General features: G+C 69.9%; 11 protein-coding genes. 9 read left to right on the top strand and 2 right to left on the bottom strand.

What is annotated here, in order from left to right; translation table 11 throughout:
- Positions 1-224: 224 nt before the first annotated feature.
- Together hpaB and ACFU53_RS42400 are read right to left on the bottom strand one after the other, a co-directional pair.
- Positions 225-1,676: a 4-hydroxyphenylacetate 3-monooxygenase, oxygenase component gene (gene hpaB / locus ACFU53_RS42405; protein ID WP_384005118.1), complete on the bottom strand. Its 1,452-nt coding sequence runs from the start codon at positions 1,674-1,676 to the stop codon at positions 225-227.
- Positions 1,677-1,708: 32 nt separating this feature from the next.
- On the bottom strand, positions 1,709-2,212 hold the full coding sequence (locus ACFU53_RS42400; protein WP_384005117.1) for a flavin reductase family protein: 504 nt from the start codon (positions 2,210-2,212) through the stop codon (positions 1,709-1,711).
- A gap of 217 nt (positions 2,213-2,429) precedes the next feature.
- Between ACFU53_RS42400 and ACFU53_RS42395 the strand changes: the two genes are divergently transcribed.
- From ACFU53_RS42395 to ACFU53_RS42355, 9 genes are all read left to right on the top strand, one after another.
- A complete protein-coding gene (locus tag ACFU53_RS42395) occupies positions 2,430-2,969 on the top strand; it encodes a MarR family winged helix-turn-helix transcriptional regulator (RefSeq protein ID WP_384005116.1) in 540 nt (179 codons plus the stop codon).
- A 140-nt stretch (positions 2,970-3,109) separates the two neighbouring features.
- Positions 3,110-4,048, top strand: a complete 939-nt coding sequence (locus ACFU53_RS42390; protein WP_384005115.1) for a helix-turn-helix domain-containing protein — start codon at positions 3,110-3,112, stop codon at positions 4,046-4,048.
- 161 nt (positions 4,049-4,209) lie between these two features.
- The gene (locus ACFU53_RS42385) at positions 4,210-5,217 is read left to right on the top strand and encodes a carbon-nitrogen hydrolase family protein (protein WP_384005114.1); all 1,008 of its coding nucleotides are present in this window, start codon (positions 4,210-4,212) and stop codon (positions 5,215-5,217) included.
- 360 nt (positions 5,218-5,577) lie between these two features.
- A complete protein-coding gene (locus ACFU53_RS42380) occupies positions 5,578-6,567 on the top strand; it encodes a TetR family transcriptional regulator (RefSeq protein WP_384005113.1) in 990 nt (329 codons plus the stop codon).
- 28 nt (positions 6,568-6,595) lie between these two features.
- The gene (locus ACFU53_RS42375; protein WP_384005112.1) at positions 6,596-7,543 is read left to right on the top strand and encodes an ABC transporter permease; all 948 of its coding nucleotides are present in this window, start codon (positions 6,596-6,598) and stop codon (positions 7,541-7,543) included.
- Entirely contained in the window at positions 7,540-9,351 is a 1,812-nt protein-coding gene (locus ACFU53_RS42370) for a dipeptide/oligopeptide/nickel ABC transporter permease/ATP-binding protein (RefSeq protein WP_384005111.1), read from the top strand. The genes ACFU53_RS42375 and ACFU53_RS42370 overlap by 4 nt, the downstream gene beginning before the upstream one ends.
- Entirely contained in the window at positions 9,348-10,205 is an 858-nt protein-coding gene (locus ACFU53_RS42365) for an ATP-binding cassette domain-containing protein (RefSeq protein ID WP_384005110.1), read from the top strand. The genes ACFU53_RS42370 and ACFU53_RS42365 overlap by 4 nt, the downstream gene beginning before the upstream one ends.
- Entirely contained in the window at positions 10,205-10,873 is a 669-nt protein-coding gene (locus ACFU53_RS42360) for a cyclase family protein (RefSeq protein WP_384005109.1), read from the top strand. Before ACFU53_RS42365 ends, ACFU53_RS42360 begins: the two co-directional genes overlap by 1 nt.
- Before the next feature lie 28 nt (positions 10,874-10,901).
- Positions 10,902-11,336, top strand: coding sequence for a glycoside hydrolase family 3 N-terminal domain-containing protein (locus tag ACFU53_RS42355; RefSeq protein WP_384005108.1), 435 nt, complete (start codon positions 10,902-10,904; stop codon positions 11,334-11,336).
- Positions 11,337-11,410 lie beyond the last annotated feature (74 nt).

Genomic DNA, 11,410 nt, shown 5'->3' with positions numbered 1-11,410 from the left:
GGGGCGTTCGTGTTCGCGGGCGTGGTCATGAAATGGCTCCGAAACCGGGGGTGTGGACGCCGCCGAAGGCGACGTGGACGATCTTCGAATCGGTGCGGGACAGTCCCTCGGGGTTGCCGGTCATGTGCCGGCTCCGATCTGCGGGGTGAGGCCGCCGTCCTCGGTGAGTAGGGGGCTGAGGTGTCGGCGATGACCTTCGATGTGGATTCCCCGCGGACGGGGCGTCAGGAGCGCTCAAGGAACGCCTGCACTTTGGCCTTGTAGGGCTCGCGGTCGTACGACTTCACGTACGCGCCCGCCATGCGCACCGGGTCGCCGAAGAAGTAGTACTCGTACAGCGCCTGGCGGCTGGAGAACGCGGAGATGCAGGTGTCCCAGACCAGCCGGAACAGCTTGACGCGGTCGGCGCCGGTCAGGGTCGCGGACTGCAGGTAGGCCTCGATGTCCTCGGCGGCCGGGCCGGTGATGTCGAGTTCGGTCGGGGTGGCCATCAGGCCGGAGGCGCCGAGCTTGCGCAGGATCTGCGGGAAGCGCTGGTAGAGCTTGGGGTAGAGGTTGCGGGCGGCGTTGAGCGGGGCGAAGGCCGGGGTGAGGACGCCGTACTCGTTGATCTCGGCGTCGGCCTCGGCGGCCCGCAGGAAGGCCCGGAGCATCTCCAGGGTGGTGATGATCTCGGCGATGTCCTCCTGGACGTGCTGGAACTGCTCGATGCCGATGGCCTCGGTCAGCAGGGACACCAGGCCGAGGATGTACTCGGTCTTGGCGGTGGTGCGGGTGACCACCTGGTGGGTCATGTGCACCACGGACGCGGTCTGCGAGTAGAAGCCGTTGCACAGCTCGGCGTCGCCGAGGGCGAAGCAGCGCTCGTAGGGCACGTGCACGTTGTCGAAGACGACCACGCAGTCGGACTCCTCGAAGCGGGAGGCGAGGGGGTGGTCGTGGCGCGAGCGGTCGTAGTCGAGGGGCTCGCGGGCGATGTAGCGCAGGCCGGGGGTGTCGTTGGGGATGGCGAAGGCGTAGGAGTACGGCTTGTCCTCGGGGGTGCCGCGCAGCACCGTCGAGGGGAAGACGAGCATCTCGTCGGCGAACGGGGCGATGGTGGCCAGCATGCGCGCCCCGTGGATCACGACGCCGTTGTCGTCCTCCTTCACGATGCGTGCCGCGAGCTTGCCGCCGGCCTGCTGGGTGCCGGCCACGGACCGGTTGACCTGCGGCGGGATCAGCGTGTGCGTGCACAACAGGTCCTCTTCGCGGACCTTCTCGTAGTAGCGGCGGATGTTCTCGCCGAACGCCGGGTTGGCCTGGGCGAACCAGTCGGCGGCGGAGGCGAGGGCCATGAGGGAACTGTTCATGTAGTCGCCGGTGCGGCCGAGCATGCCGTTGCTGTGGTCGGCCCACACCTTGACCGCCTTGCGGCGCTTGACCAGGTCCTCCGGGGTCCTCGGGGTGAGGAAGGAGGTAGCGACCGGCTCACCGGAGGAGGGGGAGGTGTAGGTGAGGGTGTCCTTGTGCTCGTCGGTGTGCTGGAGGTCATACAGCTCGGCGTACGTCTGGACCACGTTGCGGAAGGCGGGATGGTCCTGGACGCCGCCGGTGAGGGTTTCGCCCTGGATGTGGACGGTGGGGCGGGACGCGGCGAGGCGCTCCAGGTATTCCTTGCCAGTACGGGCGGCCATGTGCGGTGCTCCTTGCGGAAGTTGAGGGACTTCTAGAAGAGGTGCTCGATGCCGTCGGCGGATTCGGCGAGGGTGCCGAATCGGCTCCAGGCGTAGGTGAGGGCGTCGCCGTCGCGGTGTCCGAGGTCGGTGACGCGGCCGAGGACGAGGGTGTGGTCGCCCCCGTCGTACGCACGCCAGGGCTCGCACTCCACCCAGGCGAGCGGATTGTCGAGGCGGGGGACACGGGCGCCAGCCGTCCAACGGGGTTCGGCAGCTCCCGGCCCGCCCGCGAACTGCCGTGCCAGCGGCTCCTGTTCGGCGCCCAGGATGTTCACGCAGAACGGCCGGTCGAGGAGCTGGTCGTGGCAGCGGGCTCGGTGGGCGACGCTGATCAGCACCAGCGGGGGATCGGCCGAGACGGACGTGAACGAGTTCATCGTCGCGCCGCGCGGGCTGTCCTCACCGTCGTACGTGACGACAGTGACGCCGGTCGCGAACCGCGCCATGCAGGCACGGAGGGCGGCGGGACTGGGTGGGGCGAGGGCTTCGGGCATGAGGGACTCCCTGGACCTGTCCATCAGGGGATGCGGAACAAAATTGCCGATATCTGAATCAAAGAAGGCAATCAAAGCTTTGATTAGTTTGGGACTGTAGCTCTGGTGCAAGGGCTTGAGAAGCTCTGGAGTAAAGGGATTTTATTACTCGCCGGAAACCTTGTGCGGTCAACACCGGGCATCAGTCCCGGTGCGCCGCCCGGCCTACACTCCGGGTGTGACCCAGGAACAGCCCGACGCCGGGCACTTGCACTTCTGGTCGTTCATCGACCACGCCGTCCAGCGGACCGGCCGAGAACTGCCCGGTGTCGACCCGCTCGCCATACGGCTGGTGCTCACGCTGCATCGCGCCGCCAACATGCTCGTGTACGACCTGGAGTCCACCGTGCACCGGCCGCGCGGCTGGTCGTGGCCCGGATTCCGGGTGCTGTTCGCGATCTGGCTGTCGAGTCCGGTCGAGGCCAAGAAGGTCGCGGAACTGTCCGGCATGAGCCGCGCGGCCGTGTCGGCACTGGTGGGCACGCTGGAGCGGGACGGCCTGGTCAGCAAGGAGCGCGCGGCGTACGACGGGCGCGCGGTCCAGCTTCGCCTCACCGACGCCGGTCTGGAGGCGATCACCTCGGCCTTCCGGGCGCACAACGAGCGGGAGCAGGAGTGGGCCGGCTCGCTCAGCGAGGAGGAGCAGCGCACCCTCATCGATCTGCTGGGCAAGCTTACCGCCCACTCCGCCCACTTCGACGCCCGGCACCGGGCGTAACGGGCGCTGAAGAGCACTTGGAGCGGTGTGTCCGCGGGGCACGGAGCCGGAGTGTCGGTCGGCCTCTCGGCTCGCGCTGCCCCTGATGTGATCGCCGATGCGTTGACATGGCGAAGCGTCTCCGGAACATACTGGGACCCATGGGAGTCCTCGTCGCCAGGAGTCCGGACGAATGGGCCCAGGTCATCACCGAAAGCTTCGTGCCGCTGTCACTGGGCTCAGTGTCCGGGTCCTTCCGTGGTTCGGTGCGCTCCAGCGTCCTGGGGCCATCTGTCACGCTCACCGAGGTCCGCACGCGAGGGCTGTCGGTCGTCGTCCGTTCGTCCCGCCTGATTCGCACCGAGCCTCGTGACGACTACCTGTTCTCACTCCACCTCGACGGCGAGGGGTCCGTCCTCCAAGGCGGGCGTGAGGCCGGACTGGCGCACGGCGGCGGGGCGCTGTACGACGCCTCACGGCCCTACGAACTCCGATTCCCGACCGACACGCAGGAGCTGGTGCTGCAGATGCCCCGCGGCCAGCTGCGCGACCGGGTCGGCCGCGTGGAGGATCTGTGCGGGCTTGCGCTTCCCGCCCGGCATCCAGCGGTCCGGGTCCTGGCCGCGTACCTCCGAGAACTGGCCGACACCTGCGACGACCTCACCGGGGACCAGCGTGCCGAACTTGGCGTGACGGCCGTCGACCTCCTCTCCACCGCACTGCGGGCGACGGCCGGCGACGCCTCCGGCGTGCCCGGCGGGAGAGCCGCGCTGCTCGCCGCGATGCGGGTGTTCGTCCGAGACCACCTTGCCGACGCACGACTGACCCCTGAAACCCTGGCCCGTCGCCACGGCGTCTCCCTGCGCTACACGGCCGAGCTGTTCGCCGCCGACGGCACCTCGCCCGCGGCTTTCATCCGGGCCGAGCGACTGCGCGCCGCTCACCGCACCCTGACCGACCCGCGGTATGCCGCCCTCACGGTGTCCGCCGTCGCCGCCCGCTGCGGCTTCACCGACCGCACCACCTTCACCCGTGCCTTCGTCCGCGCCTACAGCCGGACTCCCGCGGAAGTGCGAGCGGCGTACGGCCGCGAGGCCTGACACGCCCACTACCCCCGCAGCGGTACGGCTGGACGCCCGGGTCTTGGAAAGCCGACGACTGCAGAAAACGCCGCACACCCATGCGCGGAACGCCGCACCCGCCGCGCCTGCGCCTCCTACGGTCGGGGCACCTCGCAAGACCCACCTACCAGGAGGCAGCCATGCCGACCGCCTACCGTGTCGCCGCCGTCCAGGCCGAGCCCGTGTGGCTCGACGCCGACGCCACCGTCGGGAAGACCATCGGGCTCATCGAGGACGCCGCCGCCCAGGACGTGGCCCTGGTCGCCTTTCCCGAAACCTGGATCCCCGGCTACCCCCTGTTCCTGTGGCTGGGTGCGGTCGCCGGCCAGATGCCGTACATCGCCCGTTACCACGCGAACTCCCTGACCGTGGACGACAAACACCTCACCGCCATCCGGCAGGCCGCCCGCCGTACCGGCGTCACCGTCGCCCTGGGCTACAGCGAGAAGGACCATGGCAGCCTCTACATGGCGCAGACCCTCATCGGGCCCGACGGTGCCGTCGTCCTCCACCGTCGCAAGCTCAAGCCCACCCACGTCGAGCGCAGCCTGTTCGGGGAGAGCGACGGCAGCCATCTCAAGGTCGTAGACACCCCGCTCGGTCGGCTCGGCGCGCTGAACTGCTGGGAACACCTCCAGCCGCTGAACAAGTACGCGATGTACGCCCAGCACGAACAGGTGCACATCGCCGCGTGGCCCGCGTTCGGGCTCTACAAGGGCATCGCCTACGCGCTGGGTGCCGAGGTCAACATGGCGGTCACGCAGACGTACGCCCTGGAGGGCGGCTGTTTCGTCATCGCTCCGACCCAGGTGCTCGGCGAGCGCGGTATCGAGACCTTCGCCACCACGGACGAACACCGTGCCCTGCTGACCGCCGGCGCGGGCAGCTCGCGTATCTACGGCCCCGACGGCGCGCTCCTTGGCGAGCAGCTCGACGAGCACGCAGAGGGCCTAGTGGTGGCCGACATCGACCTCTCCCTGATCGACCTGGCCAAGAACGCCACCGATCCCGCCGGGCACTACGCGAAGACCGACGCGACCCGCCTGCTGCACGACGACCGGCCCAGGTCCGCCGTGGTGCGGCCGGGCGAGGCGGCAGGACCGTACTTCCCCGACCTGGACGAGCCCGCCGCGGGCGACGCCGCTTAAGGCGCAGCCCTGCAAACCACCCAGAACGCTCAAGGCGTCCGTTTCACGAAGGGTCTCCCCGCATCGCCGAGCAGGTGGTCGGCCTTCGCCTCATGGCGCACAAGAACAGTGGAGCGGGCAGGGATCGCCTCCGTCGCGGGCCAGTATGGGGTCGCCGACCGTGCGGGGCGTCGGCGGCACGAGACGCCTCACGCCGAGCGCCGGCCGGCGTCGCCTTGGCCGACAGCGCGACCACTCGTCCTTCGCCGCGACGGCTGACCGTACTCCTGCGGCCAGCGATCTTCCTGAGCCACACGATCGTTCGGCCCCGACTCCGGCAATACTGAATGGGTGTGCCGTGGTGTCGGGGAGGGAGTGGTTGTGGCGGAGGCTGGGGTGCGGGTGGGGCGTCGTGCGTATGCGAAGGGGGAGGCGCGGCGGGCGGAGATTCTTGCGGCGGCGGTGGGCGCGTTCGCGGAGCAGGGGTATCGGGGTTCGTCGCTCAGGGACATCGCGGCGGGGACGGGGGTGTCGGCGTCGGGGATCCTGCATCACTTCGGGAGCAAGGACGCGCTGCTGACGGCCGTACTCGAAGAACGCGAGCGGCTCACCCTCCAGTGGCTTCCGACCGACCCGGCACTCGCCGGCTCGGTCGGCTACTTCCGCAATCTGGTCGCCTACAACATGTCGAAGCCGGGGTTGGTGCGGCTGTTCGCGACGCTGGCGGCGGAGGCGGCCGATCCGGAGCATCCGGCGCACACCTGGTTCGTGGAACGGTATGAAGAGGCCCGTGAGCAGGTCCGGACCGTTCTGGCGGAGGATCTGGCGTCGTTGGGGGAGGCTGAGCGGGAGGCGACGGTCCAGCTGTTCATGGCGGTGAGTGACGGTCTGCAGACGCAGTGGCTGCTGGATCCGGAGCGGGACATGCGGGCCGGGATGGACCTCTTCGTCGACCTCTACCGCCGGGGCAGGAAGGAGGGCGAAGGTGCGTCCGCGGGTCCCGGGTGGGCACGGCACCGGCGCCTGGGATCGGACGGTGCGACGCCGACCGACCGGCTGGAGAGTCTCGGCCATCACGGCCGGCTGACCGACGGCAGCACCCCCTCCTCCTTCGAGGCCGAGGCCGAGGCGGCCGTCGCAGCGCTGAGCGAGGCCATTGCTCGGCGCGGCTACGACTGGGGCGACGTCGTGGAGGTCAGGACGCTGCACGCGGAGTTGACCGACTCTGCACTGGACATGATGGGCGAGGTGCTGCGGAACAAGGTGGGGGAACGAGAAGTGCCCTGGTTGGCCCAGGCCGCCCCTGACCTGGCCTCGGACGGCCTCCGAGTCGAGATCGGCGCCGTCGCGATGGCGCGCATCCATAACTGAACACTCGTATTGTGTTTACGGTGTGACTATGCGCCCATATGCCTCCAGCGGCCTGTCGCGAGGTAAACCGTTTGTAACGGTTCTAGTGGTCGTCACCCTGACGTTCTTCGTGCTGCACGCCTTCAGCGGCGACATCGCGGCGAGCCTCTCCGGAAACACGGCGACAGCGGCCCAGATCGAGGTGAAGCGTCACCAGCTCGGGCTCGACAAGCCGCTGGTCAGCCAGTACGGCGAGTGGCTGTCCCACGCCGTGCGCGGCGACCTGGGCACCTCCTGGACCACCAGCGATTCGGTGTCCGACGCGCTCTCGGCGCGGCTGCCCGTGACGCTGGTGCTGGCTGTCGGAGCCACCCTGGTCTCCGGTGTCCTGGGCATCGCCGTCGGCACCTGGGCGGCCGTCCGCCGCGGCGCGCTCGACCCGATCCTCCAGACCTTCGTCGTGGCCGGATACGCCTTCCCCGGCTTCTGGCTGGCCCTGGTCCTGTCGTCGGTCTTCGCCGTGGACCTCGGATGGTTCCCCGCGACCGGCTACGTACCCTTTACCGAGTCACCGGGCGACTGGTTCTCGTCCGTCTTCCTGCCCATCACCGCGCTGGTGCTCGGCGCGACGGCGGCCATCGCCCAGCAGGCCCGCAACGCCACCGTCCAGGTCCTCCAGGCCGACTACGTCCGCACCCTGCGCAGCCGCGGCCTGACCACCCGGCGGCTGCTCGTGGTCAACGTGCTGCGCAACGCCGCGCCCACCTCGCTCACCACCATGTCGCTCTGGTTCATCGGTCTGCTCAGCGGAACCATCGTGGTCGAGAACGTCTTCGCCCTGCCGGGCCTGGGATCGCTCGCCAACACCGCGACCACGTCCCGGGACATCCCGATGGTGATGGGCGTGATGCTGATCATGGTGTTGCTGGTGGTCGCCGTGAACCTCGTGCTCGACCTGGCCCAGGCCTGGGTCAACCCGAAGGTGCGTATCTCATGAGCAATCTTCCCCAACTCCCGGCCGTCGGCGCCCTCGACGCGGTCACCGCCCAGCCCGCCGAAGCGGTACGGCGCCGGGGCGTCCTGCGCGCCCTGATCAGCCGCCCGCTGGCCGCGGTCGCCCTCGCCGTGCTGATCCTGATCGTGCTGGCGAGCGTGTTCGCCCCGCTGCTGACAAGCCAGTCCCCGACCAAGGTCGACCTCAATCTGGTGCTCGCCCAGCCCGGTAGTGGCCACCTGCTGGGCGGGGACGGCAGCGGTCGGGACGTCTTCGCCCGGCTCTTGCACGGCGGGCGCTCCAGCTTGCTGTCCGCCGCCATCGCCCTCGGCACCGCGATCGTCCTGGGCGTCCCGGCGGGCCTGCTCTCGGGCTACCGCGGCGGACGCTTCGACTCGGTGGCCACCTGGATCGGCAACCTGCTGCAGTCCATCCCGGCGGTCATCGCGCTGCTGGCGGTCATCGCCGCCCTCGGGTCCTCCATCGTCCCCTCGATGGTCGCCTTCGGTGTCCTGCTGGCTCCCGGAGCCTTCCAGTTGACCCGTTCCGCGGTGCGCGGAGTACGCGGCGAGCTGTACGTCGACGCTGCCCGCGTCTCTGGACTGAGCGAGGCCCGGATCGTGCGCCGTCACATCCTCACCGTCGTACGTCCGCCCCTGGTGATCTGGGCGACGCTGCTTGTCGGACAGGTGATCGTCACCCAGGCCGGACTGCAGTACCTCGGCGTCGGCGACACCACCTCCGCAAGCTGGGGCGCGATGGTCAACGACGCGCAGCGCAACATCTACACGGCGCCGTCGCTGCTGTACCCGCCCGGCCTCGCCATCGGCATCACCGCCGCCTGCTTCGGCATCCTCGGCGCCGCGCTCGGCGACGTCCTGACCGGGGACGGCCGCGTCGGCCACAAGCGGGTCAAGCGAGCCTCCGCACCAAAGGCGGCACCGGCGGTCGTCGAGTCGCGGCAGGACGCGCTGGTCGAGGCCAGTGACCTGCGCGTGTCCTACGCGCAGCCCGACGGCAATGACAAGGAGGTCGTGCACGGCATCAGCCTCGCGGTCCGCCCGGGTGAGGTGCTCGGCCTGGTTGGTGAGTCCGGATCCGGCAAGTCCCAGACCGCCTTCGCGCTGCTCGGCCTGCTCCCGCGCGAGTCCCGGGTGGAGGCGACCGCCCTGCGCATGGGCGACCACGACCTGACCCGGTTGTCCTCCGGGCGGTGGCAGGACCTGCGAGGCCGGCACATGGCCTACATTCCGCAGGACCCCATGACCAACCTCGACCCCTCGTTCACCGTCGGCCGCCAGCTCGTCGTACCTCTGCGGCGGCACCTGGGCCTGTCCCGGCAGGCGGCGACCACCCGGGCGCTCGACCTGCTGGACCGGGTCGGCGTGGCCGACCCGCGCAAGACCTTCGAGGACTACCCGCACCAGCTCTCCGGCGGCCTCGCTCAGCGCGTCCTGATCGCCGGCGCGGTCTCCTGCGACCCGGAATTCCTGGTCGCCGACGAGCCGACGACGGCCCTGGACGTCACCGTCCAGGCCGAGGTGCTGGACCTGCTGCGCGGCCTGCAGAAGGAGACCGGCATGAGCATGCTGCTGGTCACCCACGACCTCGGCGTGGTGGCGGACCTGCGCGACCGGGTCGCCGTCATGCGCGACGGACATCTGGTGGAGACCGCGCCGGCGCAACAGATCTTCGCCACTCCGCAGCACGAGTACACCCGCGCCCTCCTGGCCTCCGGCCTGGAGCACGCCGACCCCCGCCCGCCGCTCGGCGCAGACGCCGATGCCGTACCCCCGGCAGGTGCCCGATGAGCCCGAAGACCGCTCCGATCCTCGAAGTCAGCGACCTGGTCGTCGAGTTCGCGGCGAAGGGCCGGGGCCGCAAGCCGTTCCGTGCGCTCGATGGCGTCAGCCTCCATGTCAGTCCGGGGGAGACCCTCGGCATCGTGGGGGAGTCCGGTTCCGGCAAGACCACCATCGGACGGGCCGTCCTCGGCCTGAACCCGGTGGCCTCCGGCTCGATCGTGTTCGACGGCAAGGACATCGCCGGCGCATCGCCCCGCGAGCGCCGGGCTCTGGCCGCCGACCTCCAGGTCGTCTTCCAGGACCCCTACTCGTCCCTCAACCCCGCCCTCACCATCGAGGACATCCTCAGCGAGCCGCTCGAAGCGGCGGGTGTGGAACGCCGTACGGCTCGCGCTCGGGTGGCCGAGCTCCTGGAGCAGGTGCATCTGCCCGCCGACTCCGGACAGCGGCTGCCTCGCGAGTTCTCCGGCGGCCAGCGTCAGCGCATCGCCATCGCGCGGGCGTTGACCCGTTCTCCGAAGCTGATCATCTGCGACGAGCCGACCAGCGCGCTGGACCTCACCACCCAGGCCCTGGTGCTCGACCTCCTCATCGAGATCCAGCAACGCACCGATGTCGCCTACCTGTTCATCTCCCACCAGCTGGGAGTGGTCCGGCGTATCAGCCACCGGGTCGCGGTCATCCACCGCGGCGAGATCGTCGAGTCGGGCCCCGCCACCCAGGTCACCGACAGGCCCCAACACCCCTATACCCAGAAGCTCCTGCTGTCCGCTCCGGTCGCCGACCCCGCCGAGCAGGCCAAGCGGCGGGAGGCCCGGCGAGCCTTGGCCGCCGCCACGTTCGGCGGGGAGCAGGACTGATGACCCTGCTCGACCTGAGCCATCCCCTCGAGGACGGTGTGGCGACGTTCCCCGGGTTTCCGACCCCGGTGATGCGGCCGCACATCGGCTACGAGGAGTCGGTCGACCAGATCGCCGAGGGCCGGGAGTTCTGTATTGACCTGATCACCTTCATCGGCGGCTCGGCCACCTACATGGACGCCCCGCGGCACATGGACCGGCACGGCGCGGACATCGCCGCGCTGTCGCTGGACCGCCTGGTGGACGTGCCCGCCGTCGTGGTCCCGGCCCCGGCCGGCGGGCGGCGTGAATACCTGCCGGCCGACTTCGACGGACTCGACCTCGCTGGGCACGCGGTCCTGCTGGCCACCGGCTGGGACACACGCTGGGCGACCCCCGCCTATGCCACGGGCTCCCCCTACCTCGGCCCGGACGCGGCACACCACCTCGTCGACGCACAGGTGTCCTTCGTCGGGATCGACGCGGTGCTCATCGACGACATCCACGACGCCGACCCAAGGCCGCTGCGCGAAGCACACGTCAGTCTGCTCGGCGCGGGGATCCCGATCGTCGAGAACATGGCCCGCCTGGTCACTCTGCCCCGGACGGGCACCCTGGTCACCGCCGTACCGGCGGCCGTCAGAGGCGTCGGCTCCTTCCCCGTCCGAGTGTTCGCCCGCGCGGACTGAGCCGCCTACACCCCAAGGAACAACCCCCATGACGCACGAACTCCGCAGCGGCCTGCTCCCCGTGGACGAAGCATCCCTGCGCACCCGCCTCGACTCCCTGAGCCTGGAGCAGAAGGTCACCCTGCTCACCGGTGCCGACGCCTGGAACGTCCCCGGCTGCCCGGAGATCGGCCTGGCCCCGATGCTGCTCTCCGACGGCCCCAACGGCGTGCGCGGCCAGCGCTTCAACGACGAGCGCGACCCCGCGCTGTTGCTGCCCAACCTGGCCGCGCTCGGCGCGACTTGGGACGTGGACGTACTGCGCAGGTCCGGAGAGATCCTCGGCGACGAAGCGCGCCGCAAGGGCGTTCACGTTCTGCTCGGCCCCACCGTCAACATCCAGCGGGTGCTGGGCGGTGGCCGCAACTTCGAGAACCTCGCAGAGGACCCGCTGCTCACCGCCCGCCTAGTACTCCAGCTGTAGATCGTGATCTTGCTGGTCGGGGCCGGTGCGGAGACGGGTGCGGCCACCGTTGATCATCGTGAGTTGTGTGGACT

Origin of the sequence: Streptomyces sp. NPDC057474 (genome assembly GCF_042802555.1) — a bacterium.
Taxonomy (GTDB): Bacteria; Actinomycetota; Actinomycetes; order Streptomycetales; family Streptomycetaceae; genus Streptomyces.
This window is presented reverse-complemented; position numbering and strand designations above follow the sequence as displayed.

What these genes read in the sequence shown, in the direction of transcription:
- hpaB (WP_384005118.1), bottom strand. Translation starts at nt 1,676, where the DNA reads ATGGCCGCCCGTACTGGCAAGGAATACCTGGAGCGCCTCGCCGCGTCC.
- ACFU53_RS42400 (WP_384005117.1), bottom strand. Translation starts at nt 2,212, where the DNA reads ATGCCCGAAGCCCTCGCCCCACCCAGTCCCGCCGCCCTCCGTGCCTGC.
- ACFU53_RS42390 (WP_384005115.1), top strand. Translation starts at nt 3,110, where the DNA reads ATGGGAGTCCTCGTCGCCAGGAGTCCGGACGAATGGGCCCAGGTCATC.
- ACFU53_RS42385 (WP_384005114.1), top strand. Translation starts at nt 4,210, where the DNA reads ATGCCGACCGCCTACCGTGTCGCCGCCGTCCAGGCCGAGCCCGTGTGG.
- ACFU53_RS42375 (WP_384005112.1), top strand. Translation starts at nt 6,596, where the DNA reads ATGCGCCCATATGCCTCCAGCGGCCTGTCGCGAGGTAAACCGTTTGTA.
- ACFU53_RS42370 (WP_384005111.1), top strand. Translation starts at nt 7,540, where the DNA reads ATGAGCAATCTTCCCCAACTCCCGGCCGTCGGCGCCCTCGACGCGGTC.
- ACFU53_RS42365 (WP_384005110.1), top strand. Translation starts at nt 9,348, where the DNA reads ATGAGCCCGAAGACCGCTCCGATCCTCGAAGTCAGCGACCTGGTCGTC.
- ACFU53_RS42360 (WP_384005109.1), top strand. Translation starts at nt 10,205, where the DNA reads ATGACCCTGCTCGACCTGAGCCATCCCCTCGAGGACGGTGTGGCGACG.
- ACFU53_RS42355 (WP_384005108.1), top strand. Translation starts at nt 10,902, where the DNA reads ATGACGCACGAACTCCGCAGCGGCCTGCTCCCCGTGGACGAAGCATCC.